At 71.9% G+C, this 18,045-nt stretch carries 13 protein-coding genes; 7 read left to right on the top strand and 6 right to left on the bottom strand.

The window, feature by feature from the left end; all coding sequences use genetic code 11:
* Positions 1 to 52: 52 nt before the first annotated feature.
* On the bottom strand, positions 53 to 1,873 hold the full coding sequence (locus ACFO6V_RS16900) for an AMP-dependent synthetase/ligase (RefSeq protein WP_377137162.1): 1,821 nt from the start codon (positions 1,871 to 1,873) through the stop codon (positions 53 to 55).
* 149 nt (positions 1,874 to 2,022) lie between these two features.
* Between ACFO6V_RS16900 and ACFO6V_RS16895 the strand changes: the two genes are divergently transcribed.
* From ACFO6V_RS16895 to ACFO6V_RS16885, 3 genes are all read left to right on the top strand, one after another.
* Positions 2,023 to 2,370 carry a chorismate mutase gene (locus ACFO6V_RS16895; protein WP_357450302.1) on the top strand — a complete coding sequence of 116 codons (348 nt, stop codon included), beginning with the start codon at positions 2,023 to 2,025 and terminating at the stop codon, positions 2,368 to 2,370.
* Between the two features lie 202 nt (positions 2,371 to 2,572).
* Positions 2,573 to 3,754, top strand: a complete 1,182-nt coding sequence (locus tag ACFO6V_RS16890) for a baeRF2 domain-containing protein (RefSeq protein ID WP_377137160.1) — start codon at positions 2,573 to 2,575, stop codon at positions 3,752 to 3,754.
* A gap of 175 nt (positions 3,755 to 3,929) precedes the next feature.
* Positions 3,930 to 4,436, top strand: coding sequence for a DUF1877 family protein (locus ACFO6V_RS16885; protein WP_377137158.1), 507 nt, complete (start codon positions 3,930 to 3,932; stop codon positions 4,434 to 4,436).
* Between the two features lie 159 nt (positions 4,437 to 4,595).
* Here the strand turns inward: ACFO6V_RS16885 and valS are convergent, their stop codons facing one another.
* The 3 genes from valS to ACFO6V_RS16870 all read right to left on the bottom strand — a co-directional run bounded on the left by valS (position 4,596) and on the right by ACFO6V_RS16870 (position 11,828).
* Positions 4,596 to 7,349: a valine--tRNA ligase gene (gene valS / locus ACFO6V_RS16880; RefSeq protein ID WP_377137156.1), complete on the bottom strand. Its 2,754-nt coding sequence runs from the start codon at positions 7,347 to 7,349 to the stop codon at positions 4,596 to 4,598.
* A gap of 83 nt (positions 7,350 to 7,432) precedes the next feature.
* A complete protein-coding gene (locus ACFO6V_RS16875) occupies positions 7,433 to 7,996 on the bottom strand; it encodes a hypothetical protein (RefSeq protein WP_377137154.1) in 564 nt (187 codons plus the stop codon).
* A gap of 148 nt (positions 7,997 to 8,144) precedes the next feature.
* Positions 8,145 to 11,828: an ATP-binding cassette domain-containing protein gene (locus tag ACFO6V_RS16870; RefSeq protein ID WP_377137151.1), complete on the bottom strand. Its 3,684-nt coding sequence runs from the start codon at positions 11,826 to 11,828 to the stop codon at positions 8,145 to 8,147.
* Positions 11,829 to 11,944: 116 nt separating this feature from the next.
* Here ACFO6V_RS16870 and ACFO6V_RS16865 point away from each other — a divergent pair, with 116 nt between their 5' ends.
* Both ACFO6V_RS16865 and ACFO6V_RS16860 read left to right on the top strand, forming a co-directional pair.
* Positions 11,945 to 12,682: an AraC family transcriptional regulator gene (locus ACFO6V_RS16865; protein WP_377137149.1), complete on the top strand. Its 738-nt coding sequence runs from the start codon at positions 11,945 to 11,947 to the stop codon at positions 12,680 to 12,682.
* Between the two features lie 10 nt (positions 12,683 to 12,692).
* The gene (locus ACFO6V_RS16860; protein WP_377137147.1) at positions 12,693 to 13,577 is read left to right on the top strand and encodes a hypothetical protein; all 885 of its coding nucleotides are present in this window, start codon (positions 12,693 to 12,695) and stop codon (positions 13,575 to 13,577) included.
* On the opposite strand, the gene ACFO6V_RS16855 is transcribed toward ACFO6V_RS16860, so the two are convergent.
* Positions 13,528 to 14,454, bottom strand: coding sequence for a LysR family transcriptional regulator (locus ACFO6V_RS16855; RefSeq protein WP_377137145.1), 927 nt, complete (start codon positions 14,452 to 14,454; stop codon positions 13,528 to 13,530). The genes ACFO6V_RS16860 and ACFO6V_RS16855 overlap by 50 nt on opposite strands.
* Positions 14,455 to 14,594: 140 nt before the next feature.
* Here ACFO6V_RS16855 and ACFO6V_RS16850 point away from each other — a divergent pair, with 140 nt between their 5' ends.
* Together ACFO6V_RS16850 and ACFO6V_RS16845 are read left to right on the top strand one after the other, a co-directional pair.
* Entirely contained in the window at positions 14,595 to 15,434 is an 840-nt protein-coding gene (locus ACFO6V_RS16850; protein WP_377137143.1) for an SDR family NAD(P)-dependent oxidoreductase, read from the top strand.
* 29 nt (positions 15,435 to 15,463) lie between these two features.
* Positions 15,464 to 16,456 carry a TIGR03557 family F420-dependent LLM class oxidoreductase gene (locus tag ACFO6V_RS16845; RefSeq protein WP_377137141.1) on the top strand — a complete coding sequence of 331 codons (993 nt, stop codon included), beginning with the start codon at positions 15,464 to 15,466 and terminating at the stop codon, positions 16,454 to 16,456.
* Between the two features lie 36 nt (positions 16,457 to 16,492).
* On the opposite strand, the gene ACFO6V_RS16840 is transcribed toward ACFO6V_RS16845, so the two are convergent.
* A complete protein-coding gene (locus ACFO6V_RS16840) occupies positions 16,493 to 17,998 on the bottom strand; it encodes a protein kinase domain-containing protein (protein WP_377137139.1) in 1,506 nt (501 codons plus the stop codon).
* Positions 17,999 to 18,045: the final 47 nt, after the last annotated feature.

Below are 18,045 nucleotides of genomic sequence, written 5' to 3'. Positions count from 1 at the left end.
GTCACCACGGGAGAACTGGACAGGCGCTCTACTTCGACAACCCGGGCGAGGGTCAGCGGGTCGGGGCGGGGAGGGGCGCCCCATACAGCGCGTCGACAGCGCCGGCGAAGTCGGCGAGCACCTTCGCACGCTTCACCTTGATGGACGGCGTGAGATAGCCGTTCGCCTCCGTGAAGTCGAGGTCGAGCACCATGTACTTGCGGATCGACTCGGCCTTGGAGACCGCCTCGTTCGTGTGCTCGACCGCCTTGTCGAGCTCGGCCAGCACCTTCGGGTGCACGCGGGCCTCCGCGACCGAGAGCCTGCGCAGCCCGTTTGCCGAGCACCAGCCGGGCAGCATCTCGGCGTCGAGTGTCACGAGGGCGCCGATGAACGGGCGCTGGTCGCCGACGACGACCACCTGGCTCACGAGCGGGTGAGCGCGCATGCGGTCCTCGAGCACTGCGGGGGCGACGTTCTTGCCGCCGGCCGTCACGATGATCTCCTTCTTGCGGCCGGTGATGTGCAGGTGGCCGTGCTCGTCGAGGCGGCCGAGGTCACCGGTACGGAACCAGCCCCCGACGAACGCCTCGGCGGTCAGCTGCGGCTCGTTGCGGTACCCGCGGAAGATGTGCGGCCCGTGCAGCAGCACCTCGCCGTCCTCGGCGATGCTGACCTCGGTGCCGAAGAACGCGGGGCCCACCGACCCGATGACTATCTTCCCGGGCAGGTTGACCGACGTCGGAGCGGTGGTCTCGGTGAGGCCGTAGCCCTCCAGGATCGTGACGCAGGCGCCGCGGAAGAAGTGGCCGAGTCGTTCGCCGAGCGGCGCGCCGCCGGAGACCGCCCACCTCAGCTGGCCGCCCATGGTCGCCTTGAGCTTGCTGTAGACCAGCTTGTCGGCGATCGCGTGCTTCCGCTGGAGCGGGCGATCGGGACCGTCCGGCGTGTCCAGGGCGCGCGAGTAGTCCTCGGCGACACGGGCGGACCAGGCGAAGATCTTGGCCTTGAGGCCCGACGACGCCTTCTGCTCCGCGCTGTTGTAGACCTTCTCGAAGACGCGTGGCACGGCGAGCAGGTAGGTCGGGCGGAAGGAGCCCAGGTCGGCCACGAGGTTCTTGATGTCCGGGGCGTGGCCGAGTACGGCGTCGCCTGCGATCGTCGCGACCTCGACGAAGCGCGCGAACACGTGCGCGAGCGGCAGGAACAGGAGCGTGCGGGCGTTCTCGGCCTGCAGCAGCTCCGGGATGCCGATGGCGGCGTTCATCGCGAGGTGCGCGAAGTTGCCGTGCGTGAGCTCCACGCCCTTGGGCCGCCCGGTGGAGCCGGACGTGTAGATGATGGTCGCCAGGTCGTCCCGCCGGACGGCGTCGCGCCGGTCGGCGACGATGCCCGCGGAGAGATTGATGCCGGCCTTGCGCAGGTCGAGGATCGCCTCGTCGTCGATGAGGAGGATGTCCTCGAGCGTCGGCAGGCTGGGGCGCACGCTGCGGACGATCTCGGCGTGCGCAGCGGACTCGACGACGACGAGCCGCACGTCGGCGTCGGACAGGATCCACTGGACCTGCTCGGCGGACGAGGTCTCGTAGACCGGCACGGCCACGGCGCCCGCGGCCCAGATGGCGAAGTCGAGAAGGGTCCACTCGTAGCGCGTGCGCGACATGATCGCGACCCGGTCGCCGGCGGAGATGCCACGGGCCACGAGGCCGCGGGCGACGGCGAGGACCTCGTCCTCGAACTGGCGGGCAGGCACTGCGACCCAGGGGCCACCAGGGGTCTCGCGTCGCTCGATGAGCGCCTTGTCTCCGGAGCGGGCCACGCGGTCCGCGAGGATGGTGTTGATGCTGGTGCCCTCTGGCACCTCCACCAAGGCCGGCGACGTGGCGAGTGTCATCTGCTGCTCTCCGTTGAAGTCTTGAAGAGGTGAAGCCAGAGTTCTGGGCCTTCACCAAGTTGCGTGCCTGCTCGCAGACTGTAGCCGATCCGCGTAGCGGGTCGGAACAGCCTTCGCCGGTACGGCCCTCGGCCGGTTAGCCTCTTCCTGTGTCTGACAACGAACCGACCAGCGCTCCGGTGCCGTCCGAGATCATCCGGCTCCGCGGGAGCATCGACAACATCGACGCGGCGCTCGTGCACCTGCTCGCCGAGCGGTTCAAGATGACGCGGAGGGTCGGCGAGCTGAAGGCGGTAGGCGGTCTGCCGCCGGCGGACCCGTCGCGGGACCAGCAGCAGATCGCCCGGCTCACGGCGATCGCTGAGGAGTCGGGCCTCGACCCCGAGTTCGCGGTGCAGTTCCGCCAGTTCATCGTGAGCGAGGTCATCCGCCACCACGAGCTCATCGCCGCGCGGCACAAGGGTGACAACCTCCCTGAGGTGGACACATACGCTTGAAGGGGTTAGCCCTTTGAGGTGCCTTTGCCGCTTGCTGGTCTGAGGTCAACTTCCGGTGGTGAAGATTTGGTGCCCCGGTCACAGGCAATTCCGGCCTGGGGGTGGCGTGTCCTCGTGATCCGTCGTTTCCTGGAGGGAACGCCGGGGCGACGTCGTGCGGTACGGCTCTTCTTCGACCCCGGCGGGAGACGCGGAGGTTTGTATGAAGATCGACTGGCTCAAGCCCCTCCTCGGCCACCAGGGCCCCTTTGCGACCCTGCACCTGGACGCGACGCCGTCCGAGCAGGCCGCCGAACGTGACGTCGAAGGCCGATGGAACTCGGCGCGCAAGGACCTGGCGCAGCAGGGGACCCCGGACGCCGTCCTGGATGCCATGGGAGAGGTGGTGCTGCGACCCACGAGGGTCCCGGGACCCCACGGCCGGGTCGTCATCGCCGACGACACCGGCGTGCTGGTGGACCGCGTGGTGAACAACCCGCCGGCCGGCACGACGTGCTCGTGGGCCCCCGTGCCGGCGCTGCTCCAGGCCGCGCTGGCCGCCGACGAGTCGGTGGAGCTGCTCAAGGTGATCGTGGACCGGCAGGGCTCCGACTTCATCCGGGTGGGGCCGAGCGGCAAGGAGCACAGCACGTTCCAGGCGCCGCACGACGAGATCGAGAAGACCGGGTCCGCGCGAGGGGTCAAGCGTTCACGCATCGAGTCACGGGCGGAGGACTCGTGGGAGCGCAATGCGGAGGCGATCGCGGCCGAGACCGAGCGGCACGTCGCCGACACCAAGCCGGAGCTGGTGCTGTTCACGGGGGACAAGCGGGTCGTGTCCCTGGTGCGCGCGGCACTGACCCCGCCGACGGCGGAGAGCGTGGTCGAGGTGCCGGGTGGCGGTCGTGGCAGCGGAGTGCACGAGGGCGCCTTTGCCGAACGGGTGTCGGAGGCGCTCGACTCCTACCGGGAGCGACGCCGGGAGCGTGTCCTGGCGGAGCTGCGGCAGGAGCTCGGCCGCGAGTCGAACGCGGTGATGTCGGTGGACGACGTCGTCGCGGTGCTCGCGCGCGGGCAGGTCAAGGAGCTCGTCCTCGCTGAGGAGTACGGCACGGGCAACGCGCCCATGAACGGTCGCAAGCTCTGGATCGGCCCGGACCCGATGCACATCGCGGCCTCCCGGTCCGAGCTCGAGGCGATCGGCGTGACGGAGCAGCTGGAGGAGCTGCCGGCCTCGGTGGCGCTCGTGCGCGCCGCCGTGGGGCAGGACGCCGGCCTCACGTTCGCCCCGGAGGGCTCCGTCGAGCTCATGGACGGGGTCGCCGCGACGCTGCGCTGGCGTGACGAAGGCACGCCAACGGAGGCGCTCGCGAGCATGTCGGGGGATGATCGAAGGTTGCACTGACGTCTCGCGTTAACTCGAGGTGAATTCACCCGCCCGTTCTGGGGGACTAATGCCCCCAGAACGGGCATGAATTCGTATAGATTTTCCGTTTTACCGCCTATGGGAAAATGTTGCGTGGAAACGTGTCCGTTTTGCCCATACACACGGAAACGCATTATCGGTACGGTCACGGGCCATGGGGATGATTCATTGTGAGTACGCGCGGCTAGCCGCCGAGGACTTCGACAAGGCACGCACCGATCCGACCTGGGCGCTCGAGCACATCGACGAGCTCGCCGGCGAATGGGTGCAGATGGACCTTCCGGCACAGGAAGCGAGGTACTTCAGCATCGGGACCGTCTGGGGGCCGCTGCACAACGTGCTGCGGACGCACGGCGGGATGCCCGTCGACCCGGTGCAGGGTGGAGCCGAGCTGGGTTCCGCCGACGGGATCACGCCGGTGCGCTATCTGGGCCCAGACGACGTGGAGAAGGCTGCCGCGTTCCTGGTCGGTACGTCGTTCGACACCCTGGCGCCGCTCGCCGACGCTGCTCAGGTGTGCGACGAGGACGTCTGCCCGGACCCGGGCGAGCACGCCGCCGAGACGGACGCCGAGCGTCTGGCGCAGGCCTACGGCGAGCTGACCGCGTTCTACGGTGCCGCCGCCGAGGCCGGCGACGCGGTGGTCCTGATGCTCAACTAGCTCAAGCGATGGCTCGCCGACTTCGGTCGGCTGCTCGGCAGGCTTCACGACTTCGGTCGGTTGCCATGAGATCGGTCAATCAAACGACCGATCTCATGGCAACCGACCGAAGTCGCGGAAGGGGTGTGAGCAGCCGACCGAAGTCGTCTGCCCTGTCGGTCAGCCCTTGTTGCGCGGCGGGGCCTCACCCAGCTCGCTCGAGGTCACCACCATGCCGCCCTGGACCGCCTGGTCACCCTGCCCCTCGGCAGCGGCCACCAGGTCGAGCACACCGGTGACGCGGCCCGCGGCCTTGATGTCCTCGACCGCGGTCTCGACGGCGGTCAGCGACGCGGCCGGCACGGCCAGCGACGCGGCGACGATCGGGGTGCGCATCGAGGCCTTGGCCTCCGACTTCACCTTGCGCAGTGCTGCCAGGGCGTGTCCGGCCACGGCGAGGTCCGCCGGGTCGGAGCCGTCGGACGCCGCACGCAGCGGCCCCGAGACGGGCCACTCCGCGCGGTGCACCGAGCCCTCGCGCCACCAGGACCAGACCTCTTCCGTGGCGAACGGGAGGTAGGGCGCCAGGAGCCGCAGCATGGTGTCGAGCGCGATCGCCAGCGTGGTGCGGGCCGACGTCGTCTCGGCGGAGAGGTTCGCCGCGTCGTCACCGGCGCCGTAGGCGCGGTCCTTGACGAGCTCGAGGTAGTCGTCACAGAACGCCCAGAAGAACGTCTCGGTGAGCTCGAGCGCGCGCGTGTGGTCGTAGGACTCCAGCGCCGTGGTGGCCTGCTCGACCACGCTGGCCAGCCCCGCGAGCATGGACCGGTCGAGGGCAACGGTCACCGCCGCCGGGTCGAGCGCGATCTCGCTGCCCGCGCCGCCGCCGAACGACAGCGCGAACTTCGAGGCGTTGAGGACCTTGATCGCCAGACGGCGACCGATCTTCATCTGCCCCACCTCGAACGCCGCGTCCGTGCCCAGGCGGGCCGACGCCGCCCAGTACCGCACCGCGTCGGAGCCGTGCTCGACGAGCAGGTCCATCGGCGTGACGACGTTGCCCTTGGACTTCGACATCTTCTTGCGGTCGGGGTCGAGGATCCAGCCGCTGATCGTCGCGTTCTTCCACGGCAGCACCTTGTTCTCCAGGTGCGAGCGCACCACCGTGGAGAACAGCCACGTGCGGATGATGTCCTGGCCCTGGGGGCGCAGGTCCATCGGGTACACGCGCTCGAACAGGTCCTGGTCCCGCTCCCAGCCGCCGACGATCTGCGGGGTCAGGGACGAGGTCGCCCAGGTGTCCATGACGTCGGCGTCGCCGACGAAGCCACCGGCCTGACCGCGCTGGTCCTCGGTGTATCCGGCGGGCGCCTGGGACGTCGGGTCGATCGGCAGTGACTCCTCGGCCGGGACGATCGGGTGGTCGTAGTCGACCTCGCCGTTCGCGTCGATCGGGTACCAGAGCGGGATCGCGACGCCGAAGAAGCGCTGGCGGCTGACCAGCCAGTCGCCGTTCAGGCCGTTGACCCAGTTCTCGTACCGCACCCGCATGAAGTCCGGGTGGAAGTCGAGCTCCTTGCCGCGGCCCAGCAGCTCCTCGCGCAGCGACTTGTCCCTGCCGCCGTTGCGGATGTACCACTGGCGCGAGGTCACGATCTCGAGGGGCTTGTCGCCCTTCTCGAAGAAGTTGGCCTTGCGCTGGGTGGCCACCGGCTCGGTCGGCATGTCGCCCGACGCGACGAGCGCGTCGACGATCGCCTTGCGTGCGCTGAACGTCGTCTTGCCCGCGACCTCGGCCTCGAACAGCTCAGCGCCCGGGCCGCCGGGGAGCCACTCCGGCACCTCACGGGTGATGCGTCCGTCGCGGTTGATGATCGAGCGCGTCGGCAGCTGCAGCTCGCGCCACCACTGCACGTCGGTGAGGTCACCGAAGGTGCAGCACATCGCGATGCCCGCACCCTTGTCCGGCTCGGCCAGGTGGTGCGCGAGCACGGGGACCTCGACACCGAACAGCGGCGACTTCACCGTCGTGCCGAACAGGTGCTGGTAGCGCTCGTCGTCGGGGTGCGCGATGAGCGCGACGACGGCGGGGATCAGCTCGGGCCGGGTCGTCTCGATGTAGACGGGCTCGCCGTCGGCCTGGTGGAAGGCGACCTTGTGGAAGTGGCCGGGGTAGTCCCGGGCCTCCAGCTCGGCCTGGGCGACGGCGGTCTGGAACGTGACGTCCCAGAGACCCGGCGCCTCGGCCTGGTAGGCCTCGCCGCGCTGCAGGTTACGCACGAACGCGCGCTGCGCGGTGGCACGCGAGACGTCGCCGATGGTCTGGTACGTCTGGGCCCAGTCCACCGAGATGCCCAGGCGGCGCCACAACTCCTCGAACTGCTTCTCGTCCTCTGCCGTGAGGCGCTCGCACAGCTCCACGAAGTTGCGGCGGCTGATCGGAACCTGGTCCGCGGCCTTGACGCTCTTGCCGGTGCCCTCGAACGGGGGCGTGAAGTCCGGGTCGTAGGGCAGCGACAGGTCGACGCGCACGCCGTAGTAGTTCTGGACGCGGCGCTCCGTGGGCAGGCCGTTGTCGTCCCAGCCCATGGGGTAGAAGACCTCGAGGCCGCGCATGCGCTTGTAGCGCGCCACGATGTCGGTGTGCGTGTAGCTGAAGACGTGCCCCACGTGCAGGGAGCCCGAGGCGGTCGGCGGCGGGGTGTCGATCGAGTAGATCTCGTCGCGGGTCTTGGTGCGGTCGAACGCGAAGGTCTGCTCGGCGGTCCAGCGCTCGTCGAACTTGGTCTCGAGACCGTCCGTGCTGACCTTGTCCGGTACCTCCTTGACCACCGCGCGGACGACGTCGGCGCCGGCTACCGAGGTGGCCGAGGAGTCGAGGGCGGGTGTGGTCGCGGCCGGGTCCGTCGGCCCGGAGGAGGCAGGAGTGCTCATGCGCACCAGTGTCCCAGATTCGAGCAAGCCGAAGTACACGTTTCCACGGTCACGGAGTGATCGGTAGTTCTGCCCCGTACGGCTCAGCCGGCATCGGCGACTGCCTGCTCCAGGGTCGCGTCGGTGCAGGTGTCGGTGGCGACCGGGCCGTCGATCGAGAGCTCGACCACGGCGTCCTGGTGCTCGGGCGACGACTGGCCGCCGCCGGTGAGCTCGACCGACCAGCCGTTGGCGGCCACGGACTCCACCCAGATGTCGCCGCCGTGCTCGGAGTGCTGCTGCTCGGACATCGGCTCCATGCCGTGCTCCTCGAGCACGGGGTCGACCTGCGCGGCGAGCGAGGCGAGCAGTGCCTGGGCATCGTCGATGGTGCCGGTCCCGTTGGCGCTCGTGACGAAGAGGTAGCAGAGCCCGTCTTCCTGCTCGGTGACCGACGGGTAGGTGGCCAGGGACTCGGCCCATGTCAGGTCACGTGCGTCCGGCGTCTCCCGGAGGGCGGCCAGGACGTCGTCGTACAGGTCGGTGTAGGTGGTGAGGGCCTCGTCGAGAGGCGGTGCCTGCTCAGTGGGGCCGTCCGGCGTGCAGCCGGTGAGGGCCGTGGCCGCGAGCGCGGCGGCCAGGGCGGGGACGGTCCGGGATGCGCGCACGAGGTGCTCCTTGACGAGTCGTGGGCTGCTTGCCCGTGATCGGTCCGGACGTTATCAGCGCCCGCAGCGGCTGTCTCGACCCTGGCAGGGGGAGCACTACCCATGGTCAGCCGGCCGTGGTCAGCTGGCCATGGTCGGTGGGCCATGGTCAGCCGGCCAGGTGGGACCACTGCGGTTCCAGGTCGCGCCAGTGCCCGACGGCGGCGACGCGCCCGCCGTCGAGCACCACCACCCGGTCGGCGGTCGCGAGGGTCGCGGCGCGCGATGTCGTGCCGAGCACCGTCGTGCCGGCGGACCGCAGCCGGGACCAGACCTCCGCCTCGGTGACGGCGTCGAGCGCGGAGGAGACGTCGTCCACGAGGAGGAGGTCGGAGCCGGTGGCCAGCGCCCGGGCCAGACCGAGCCGCTGCACCTGGCCGCCCGAGAGTCGCAGGCCACGATGCCCCACCAGCGTGGCCGTGCCGCCCGCCTCGGCGATGTCACGGCCGAGCCCGGCAGCGGCCACGGGACCGGTGACGGGGCGGTCGTGGTCGAGGCGTACGTTGTCCGCGAGGGTTCCCGACACGACGTGCGGCACCTGCGCGACGTGCGCGACACGAGGCGGGCGCAGGAACGTCTCGGGATCGCTGATCTCCTCGCCGTTCCAGCTCAGCCGCCCGCCGACGTCGACGAGGCCGGACAGCGCCCCGAGCAGCGACGACTTGCCGGACCCGACCCGTCCCACGACCAGCACGAGCTCGCCGCGCCGGACCGTGAGGTCCACGCCCGCGACACCTACCGTGCCGTCGTCGTGCGTCGCGCTGACGTCGTCCAGCCGCAGCTCCCGCAGCCTGCCCGGCGCGGCGGAGGCTGTCCCCGCCGCATCTGATGCCGCCGAGTCCGACGCCGCCGCACCCGAGTCCGCCGCACCCGACCCCGCCAGATCCGACGTCGCCAGGTCCGCCGCGTCCGGGTCCGCGGTGCCGGCGAACAGGTCGAGGTCCCTGGGCACGTCGGCGAGCCGCTCCGTGCCGGCGTACCGGGAGGTGACCTCTACCCAGCGGCGGGCGGACGCGGCGCTGGTGACGAGCTGCCCCAGCCCGTACCCGATCCAGCTGAAGGTGCCTATCGAGGTGCTGACCAGGAGGGTGGTGGCGAGCGACCACGTGCCGCCGAGGTGCAGCGACCACGCCAGGACCATCGCGATCCGGCTCAGCACCGAGGGCGCGAGCCCGACGAGGAAGCTGGTGCGCTCCTCACGCAGCGAGGCCTGCACGCGGCGTCCGTCCACCCGGGCGACCTGGGCGAGGACGCCGCCGGTAGCGGCAGCGAGCTTGACCGTGCGCACCGCGTCGAGGGCCGACCCGAGCAGGCGGCCCAGCTCGGCCGCGGCGTCACCCGCGCGCCGTGCTGCGGCCGCGACGGACCGGCTGCCCAGTACCTGCGCCGTGAACATCACCGCCGCCATGGCCAGCCCGATCGCACCGGCGAGGAGGCTGTCGCTCAGCACGACGAGCAGTGCCAGCGTGAACGGCGCGGTGACCACCTCACGCCAGGCCTGGGTATGGCCGGTGAGCCGGTACTCCTCCTGGGCCCGCGCGGCGATCTCACCGGGGGCGTCACGAACCGTGCGGCGCTGCGCCGTCTGCCCGCGCAGGACGGCGAGGCGCAGCCGCAGCCGCGAGTCGGCCCACCAGCGGGCGCTGGTCAGGCGGATGGTGAACGGCAGCAGGGTGTTGGCCACCACCGCGGCAAGGACTGCGCAGGCCAGCAACCAGGGCGCCGAGCCCTGCTCCAGCTCGACGACGAGCGACGCCCACAGCCAGCCGACGATCAGACCGGTCGTGGTGAGGTAGTCGGTGAGCTCCCAGACGACTGCCGGGAGCAGCAGGCCGAGCGGACGGGCGCGCAGCGTGCTCCACACCGCGCGGGCCATCGACGTACGGGGCGGCGGCGCGGGATCCCTGTTCTGTCCGGCCCGTGCGGAGCCGCCCGCCTGGTCGTCGACGGCGAGCTCCGCGGCCGGCGTCCGTGGGGCTCGGTCGGTGCCGGTATCTGAGCCGGTACCAGAGCCGGTACCAGAGCCGGTATCAGAGTCGGTATCTGAACCGGTGTCCGCGAGCGGTTCCGTGAGCCTCGCCGCGGCGACGAGCTGGGCGAAGTGCCCGTCCGCGGCCGCCAGCCGGTCCCAGGGGCCGTGCTCCACCAGGCGCCCGCCGTCGAGCACAGCGACCGTGTCGGCATGCCGCGCGGTGGGCAGCCGGTGGGCGACGACCAGCGCCGTCCGGCCCGCCAGGAGTGCCTGGGCGGCGAGGGTTACCCGCTCCGCCGTCGCCGGGTCCATCCGGGCGGTCGCCTCGTCGAGCACGACCACCTCGACGTCGCGGACGAGGAGCCGCGCGAAGGCGACGAGCTGTTCCTCCCCGGCGGACAGGGTGACGCCGTCGGACCCCAACCGGGTGTCCAGGCCGTGCGGCAGCGACGCGACCCAGGCCTGCAGGCCGAGGGCGTCCACCGCCTGCTCGACGCGTTCGGTGGGTACCGGTGCCCAGAGCGTGATGTTCTCGGCGAGGGTCGCGGCCAGGATCTCGGTGCGCTGCCCGACGACGCCGACGCGCGTGCGCAGCTCGTGCAGGTCCAGGCCGGTGATGTCCTGACCCTCCAGGAAGACGCTCCGGGCGGGCGGCTCGACCGCCCGGGACAGCATCTTGGTCAGGGTCGTCTTGCCCGAGCCTGTCCGCCCCACCAGCGCACACGTGCTGCCCGCCGGGATGGTCAGGGACAACGGGCCCAGGCGGAAGCCACCGCCGTACCCGAACGTCAGATCACGCAGCTCGACGTCGACCCCCGTGGCGCGGCGGGGGAACGCGTCGCCGCCGACGGGTTCCTCGGGCACACCAAGCAGGTCGCGCACGCGGTGGAAGGTGCCGATCGCCTCCTCGACGCGCGGTAGCAGGCGGCCGAGGACGTCCACCCGGCCGACGAACCCCGTGACGAGCAGCCACAGCGTGACCAGCCGGGCGACGTCGAGCGTGCCTCCCGTCACCGCCCATACCCCGCCCACGAGGACGGCGCCGACCAGTGCGTCCAGCGGGAGCTCGGTGCGCAGCCGCACCCGGGAGAACACGACGGACCACTCCTCCCGGAGCCGGATCTGGCGCGCCGCCAGCTCGGCGTACCGGCGCAGCACGTACCGCTGGCCGTGGGCGGTGCGCAGGTCGTCCCGCGCGGCGATCGCCTCCTCGAGCTGAGCCATGTGGTCCGAGCCGGCCTCCGAGCTGCGTCTGCTGAGGTCGCGCAGGGGCCGCGCCGCCCGTCGCGCGAACACGAGTACCACGGCGGCCACCAGGGGAAATGCGATCCAGGCGGGCCACCACACCAGGCCGGCGGTCACCCAGCCGACCACCAGGCTGATCGCCGCCTGCCCCAGCGTGATGCCGATACCGCTGATCGCCCGCGTGAGCCGCTCGGGATCGCCGTTGACGCGGTCCAGCAGCTCGCCCACCGCCTGCTCCTCGAGCGCGGGCAAGGGCTGGCTCAGGGCCGCTGCGGCGAGGTCGACCCGAAGCATGGCCTCCGCACGGGCCACCGCACGCTGTACGACCAGCCACGTCACGGCGTCCAGCACGATGACGGCCGCGCTCACCGCGGCGAGAACGATCAGCGTGTCCCGGGCCGGATCGGCGGCCATCCGGCCCGTGACCACCGCAGCGTACGACGAGGCCCCGGCAGCCAGCAGCGCGGCCGGGACCGCGACAGCGGCCACCCGCAGTGCGCGCCGACGCCACGAGGTGCGGCTCGGGTCGCCGGGCTCGTTCGTTCGACGGCTCGGTCGAGCCGGGGTGTGGGGCATGGCTCGACTCTGCCACCGGTCACTGACACTCGGTCCGGCCTCCAGGACGCGCCGCCAGGGTGGCTCCTGCGGCCCCGTGGTCCAACCTGATGTGGGTGTCAGAGGGTCGACGTAGCGTGGATCTCGTGACCTACCGCGAGCTCGCACCGCCCACCGGCCTGCTGCCGGTGGTGGCCTGCCTGTGGGAGCACGACCTGCCGCCTGACCACGAGCAGCGGATCATCCCCGACGGTTGTGTCGACCTGGTCCGGCTCGAGGGAGAGCTCGTGGTCGTCGGCGCGGACACGGGCCCGGTGGTCGCCCGGTCGCACGCCACGGCGGCGTCGGCACGGACCAGCGGCATCCGGCTCCGGCCGGGCGCGGCGGGCGCCGTCCTCGGCATCCCTGCCTCGGAGGTGCGCGACCTGCGGGTACCGCTCGCCGACGTCTGGCCCGACGTCGGCCCGGCGCTCGCCGACGCGCTCAGCGCGGCGGACCCAGCGGGGCGGCTGGACCTGCTCGCCCGCACGGTGCTGCGGCGAGGAGCCGAACGGGACGGGCTCGTCGCGGCGGCCGCACGGCGGCTCGGGGTCCCGGGCTCGCGGATCTCCGGCGTCGCCCAGGACCTGGGCGTGAGTGAGCGGCACCTGCATCGCCGGACCGTGGACGCGGTCGGCTACGGGCCCAAGATGCTGGGGCGGGTCGCCCGGCTGCGGCGGCTGATCTGCCTGTCCGCGGGTGCGCCGTCGTCCCTCGCGGACCGTGCGGCCACTGCCGGGTACGCGAGCCAGGCGCACATGTCCGACGAGGTGCGCCGGCTGACCGGCCTCACACCCGTCCGTTTTCTGGAAGACGCCGCCCTGACGGCCGCCTAGCGTCGAAGCCATGAGCGCAACAACGAGAATCGACATCGGAGCCGCGAGGCGGTTCATCTACGACGACGCCCGGCTGCTGGAGCGGCACCGCCTCGCGGTGCTGTTCGACGGCGCACCGGGCAGCCGTGTCCTGGACGCCCTGCGTCCTTACCGGAACGACGACGGCGGGTGGGGCCACGCCCTGGAGCCAGACCTGCGCGGGCCGGACAGCCAGGTCTCGAGCGCGCTGACCGCGCTCGAGGTGCTCGCCGAGCTGGGGACCGCCGCCGACCCGGCGGTGGCGCCTCTGGTCACCGAGACCGCCGACTGGCTGGCGTCCGTCGCACTGCCCGATGGGCGGGTGCCGCACGTGCTCCCGACCGGCGTCGGCTACCCGGCAGCGCCGTGGATGGGGGAGCCGAGCGACAACGGACTCCTCACGTACGCGATCGCGGGCCACCTGTGGGAGCTGGGCGTGAACCACCCGTTCCTCGACGCCGCGACCGCGTGGTGCTGGGGACAGATCGAGGGGGAAGAAGCCCTCGTGGGCGGGTACACCGTCGAGTTCGCCGTCCACTTCCTCGACGCCGTGCCCGAGCCGGACCGCGCGGCCGCCGCGATCGAGCGGATCCGGCCGCTCCTGCGCGCCGACGGCACCATCCCCGTCGATGGCGGGCAGAACGACGAGAAGCTCAGGCCGCTGGACCTGTCCGCGAGGCCCGGTGCGCCCAGCCGGGCGCTGTTCTCCGCGGACCAGATCTCGGCGGAGCTCGACCGGCTGGAGAGCGAGCAGCTGGACGACGGCGGCTGGGACTTCGACTTCCTGCACTGGTCACCGGGGCAGACCGTGGACTGGCGCGGCATCGTCACCCTCGGAGCGCTGCAGACCCTTCGAGCGCACGGCCGGCTTCCGTAGCCTGCTCGGTCGTGTGCCGCACGAACCTCGCCACGTCGGGCGACGTAGCGGTGCACGCCCATGCGACCCGGAGCTCACTGACCGAGAGGCCGATGACCGGCACGACCACCGTGCCGTCCGTCGGCCGCTCGGGCACGTGGGTGCTCGGCATGAAGCCCACGGCCTGACCGAGGCGGATGCTGCCGGTGTACTGGGCGGCGTCGTGCACCACCGGACCGGGCCGCCAGTCGTGGTGCTCCAGGTCTGTCCCGGTCCAGAACGCCATGGCGGCCGGCGGGAGGTCCGGCCAGACCGGGAACGCCTCGCCCGCCAGCTCGCTCCGGTGGACGACGTCCCGCCCGGCCAGCCGATGGGACCCGGGCAGCACGGCAACCCGCGGAACCGCGCTGATGAGGTCGCTGTCCAGGCCCCGGTGGTCGAACGGGCTGCGGAGCAGCGCCACGTCCGCGGCTCCCGCACGCAGCTCGCCGGCCTGGGCACCGACCTCGACTATCGCCGCCCGAGCGGGCAGCTCGTCCGGGTAGCGCTCGTTGTAGGAGTCCACCAGACGCCGCAGGGGTTCGACGTCGCACGCGCGGGCCGTCACGCGCAGGTGCGGCTCCTCCCGCCCGAATCTCGTCGCCCGGGCCAGCGCGGCCTCGGCCGCCTCGACGACGACGCGGGCATCTCCGCTGAACTGCCGCCCGGCCTCGGTGAGCGCGACTCCTTGGGGCTGCCGCACGAAGAGCGTGGACCCGATGGCGTGCTCCAGCGCGCGGATCGCCCGGGACAACGCGGGCTGCGTCATCCCCAGCCGTTCCGCGGCGCGGGTGAACGTGCCCTCGTCCGCCACCGCCACGAAGTAGCGCATGTGCTTGAGATCGACATCCGGTGTCACGGCGTGAGCATCGCATGCCCAGGAGCCATGCCGCCAGGGCATACCCCCATGCCACGTGGGCCTTGGATCATTTCTCGCGACTCCGGTGTGCTGGATGCAGGGCCGGCCGACCGGCCTGCATCCAGCACAAGGAGAGAATGATGGCGCAGAACGCAGTAGTTACCGCGGGCACCCGCGGGATCGGCGCGGAGGTGGCGCGGCAGCTGGTCGAGCGCGGTTACGCGGTGACCGTGGTGGGCCGCGACGCGGTGCACGGACCAGAGGCAGCCCGCCGGATGGGCGGCGCGCGATTCGTCCAGGCGGACCTCTCGGTGCTCGCCGAGGTCCGCGCGCTGGGCGAACGGCTCGCCGCCGAGGGCCCGCTCCGGCTCCTGGTGAACAACGTCGGCGGCATGTGGTCCGAACGCCGGGAGACGGCCGACGGCATCGAGGCGAGCTTCACGGTCAACCACCTGTCCCCGACAGTGCTGACCGAGGCGCTGCTGGACGCGCTGCGCGCCGGCGGCCCGAGCCGGATCGTCGGCGTCACGTCGTCGTCCATCGGCACCCTGACCGGGCCGCCCGTCTACGACGACGTCGAACCGGACGAGTACTACGGCATGGCCGTCTCCGGCCGGGCCAAGCTCGCCCATCTCGCGTACACCCTGGACCTGGCCGAACGGCTGCGGGGCACCGGCGTCTCGGTGTTCGCGGCGGATCCCGGGGCCGCGGCCACGCCCAACGCCGCGGAGATGACCCCCGAGATCCTGCCGCCGGCCCTGCGTCCCCACTGGCAGCAGATCCTCGACCTGCAGCGCCCCGCCGCCGAGGCCGCCCGTTCGGTGGTGTTCGCCGCCACCGACCCGTCGCTGGCGGACCGGACCGGCGTCGTCCTCGACCCGGAGTGCAAGCCGTCGGACGCCCTGACCGGCGCGATCACCCCCGACCTCCTCGCGGCCTCCCAGGCACTCACCGAACGGGTGCTCAAGGCCACCCTCTGAACCAAGCCCCCGCCGTCTAGGCTGTCCGGGTGGTGACCATCGGCTATGCCGCGATGCTCGAGCAGTTCGCGCCCCGGGAGGCGGTGGAACTGGCGGCGTTCGCTGAGGCGCACGGCTTTTCCGGCGTCATGGCCGCGGACCACTTCCAGCCCTGGACCCCTGCCCAGGGGCAGGCGGGCTTCGTCTGGAACGTGCTCGCCGCGGCCGCGGAGCACACCACGGGCGACCTGGGCCCCGTGACGGCGCCGACGTTCCGGTGGCACCCCGCGGTGGTCGCCCAGGCGTCGGCGACGCTCGCGGCGATGAACCCGGGCCGGCACTGGCTGGGTGTCGGCTCGGGGGAGGCGCTCAACGAGCACGTGGTCGGCGGCTACTGGCCGGAGGCCGCCGAGCGCATCAACCGCATGTTCGAGGCGGTGGAGATCATCAAGAAGCTGTTCGCCGCATCGCTGGCCGGACGCGACGTGAAGCACGCGGGAACGTACTTCAAGCTGGAGTCGACGCGGCTGTGGACCATGCCGGCGGAGGCCCCGGAGATCCTGGTCGCGACGGCGGGTCCGGTCACCGCTCGTCGTGCGGGGCGGACGGCGGACGGCCTGATCACGCAGGCCGCGCCCCTCGACCGGATGGCGTCGCTGCTGACCCGGTTCGCCGACGGCGCCCGCGAGTCCGGCCGTGACCCGGGGCGCATGCCGAAGGCGCTGCAGCTACACCTCTCCTGGGCGCCCACGCACGACGAGGCGGTGGCCAACGCCCTGACCGAATGGCCGGTGGGCGGCATGCGGTTCCCGCGGTCCGACATCCGCTCGCCGCACGACTTCGCGCAGCTCGCGCGGATGGTGCGCCCCGAGGACTTCGAGGGGCGCGTGCTGATCTCCGCCGACCCGGACGAGCACCGGGCGTCGATCCAGCGGTACGTGGACCTCGGGTTCGACCGCATCTACCTGCACAACGTGGGCCGCAACCAGCGCGAGTGGATCGAGACGTTCGGCCGAGAGGTGCTGCCCAAGCTGGTGCGGTGACGCGCTGCTCGTGGTCGGAGGGGAGACCTCCGGACGTCAGCTCGTGGCGGCCCAGTGGTAGCCGTAGCCGTACTTTTCCTGCTTCACCTCGACCGCGAGCAGCGTACCGACGTCGGGCAGCGTCACCGTGACGGTCACCGGGTTGGCGTCCATGAGGTTGCCTTGCGTCCAGAACGTGTCCTCCGCCGCCGCGTCCGCGGGCATGCTCTTCACTGCTTTTCCGTCCGGCCCGACGGCGTAGATCCCGAGATGCGCGTGCGGCGTCGGGTTGCCGTACACCTCCGTCCCCGTCTGGTCGCACGCGAGCGTCAGCGTGGCCTGCCGCCCCTCCACCCCGATCACGTTGGCGATCCAGCACGAGCCGGCGTCCAGATGTTTGGCGTCTCCCTGCGGCCAGGGATGATCCCGGGTGCCGTCGGCGACCAGCTGGACCGGGCTCGGGCTGCTCTGCGGCGGCGGCGTCAGTGTCTGCTCCGTACCGGCGGGCTCCCGATCGTCGTCCGTGAGCGAGCTCCAGACGCCGAACGCGGCCCCTGCCAGCACCGCCGTCCCGGCGGCCACCGAGCTCAGGACCACCAGGGGCCGTCGGTGACGGCTTCGGTGTCCGTCGCTCCGCAGTACGTCGCTCCGTCGTGCGCGACGTCCGGCGCCGCGCACGCGCCCCGGCTTGACCAGCGGAAGTGTCGCGCCGGCCGGCTCGGGAGCGCCGAGCGAGTGCAGGATGGCGTCGAGGGTCGGACGGTGGTCCGGGTCCTTGACGAGGAGCGCGTCGAGGAACGGGCGCAGGTACGGGGGACAGTCGTCGTAGGACGGCGGGGACGCCGCGACCCGGTACAGCACCACTGCCGGATGGTCGCCCTCGAAGAGGTGGTTCCCGGTCGCGGCGTAGTACGCCAGCGCGCCGAGCGCCCACACGTCGGCGGCCGACGTTGTCCGGTTGCCCGATGCCTGCTCCGGAGCCATGTACATCGGGGTCCCGACCGGCTGCCCGGTCATGGTGAGCCGGGTCGCGCCGACCGAGGCAACGACGCCCAGGTCGATCAGGCGCGGTCCGTCCGGGCCGAGGATCACGTTGGCCGGCTTGACGTCCCGGTGCACCAGGCCGGCGCGGTGGATCTCGTGCAGCGCCTCGGCGACCCCGGCGACCAGGCGCAGCACCTCGTCCTCCGACAGGGGGCCCTGGGCGGCGAGGGCCTGCGAGAGGGTCGGCCCGGGGACGTAGTCGGTGGCGAGCCAGGGCAGCTCCGCATCGGGATCCGCGTCGACCAGGTTCGCGATGAACCGGCTGCGGACCTTGGCGGCGGCCCGGACCTCCCGCCGGAAGCGTGCGCGGAACTCGTCGTCGTGGAGCTGGGCGCCCCGGATCAGCTTGATCGCGACCTGCTCTCCGCGACGGTCGGTCCCGAGGTAGACGTCGCCCATGCCGCCGCTGCCCAGCCGGCTCCGGACCCGGAACGGCCCGATGGCGCGGGGATCGCCGGACCGCAGGGCGGCGGGCTCGGGTACGGGAACCGTCCTCTGAGCGGGCGGGTCGTGCAGCACCGGACGCTTCCCCCATCGATCGCAGTACGAACCAGGCACAGCTGAAC

The organism is Promicromonospora alba (genome assembly GCF_042654905.1).
GTDB lineage: Bacteria > Actinomycetota > Actinomycetes > Actinomycetales > Cellulomonadaceae > Promicromonospora > Promicromonospora alba.
The sequence above is the reverse complement of the archived record's forward strand: the minus strand, read 5'-3'. Positions and strand labels throughout refer to the sequence as shown.

Coding starts and splice junctions, on each gene's coding strand:
- ACFO6V_RS16885 (WP_377137158.1), top strand. CDS start 3,930: ATGGGGATGATTCATTGTGAGTACGCGCGGCTAGCCGCCGAGGACTTC.
- ACFO6V_RS16890 (WP_377137160.1), top strand. CDS start 2,573: ATGAAGATCGACTGGCTCAAGCCCCTCCTCGGCCACCAGGGCCCCTTT.
- ACFO6V_RS16900 (WP_377137162.1), bottom strand. CDS start 1,873: ATGACACTCGCCACGTCGCCGGCCTTGGTGGAGGTGCCAGAGGGCACC.
- ACFO6V_RS16860 (WP_377137147.1), top strand. CDS start 12,693: ATGAGCGCAACAACGAGAATCGACATCGGAGCCGCGAGGCGGTTCATC.
- ACFO6V_RS16870 (WP_377137151.1), bottom strand. CDS start 11,828: ATGCCCCACACCCCGGCTCGACCGAGCCGTCGAACGAACGAGCCCGGC.
- valS (WP_377137156.1), bottom strand. CDS start 7,349: ATGAGCACTCCTGCCTCCTCCGGGCCGACGGACCCGGCCGCGACCACA.
- ACFO6V_RS16850 (WP_377137143.1), top strand. CDS start 14,595: ATGGCGCAGAACGCAGTAGTTACCGCGGGCACCCGCGGGATCGGCGCG.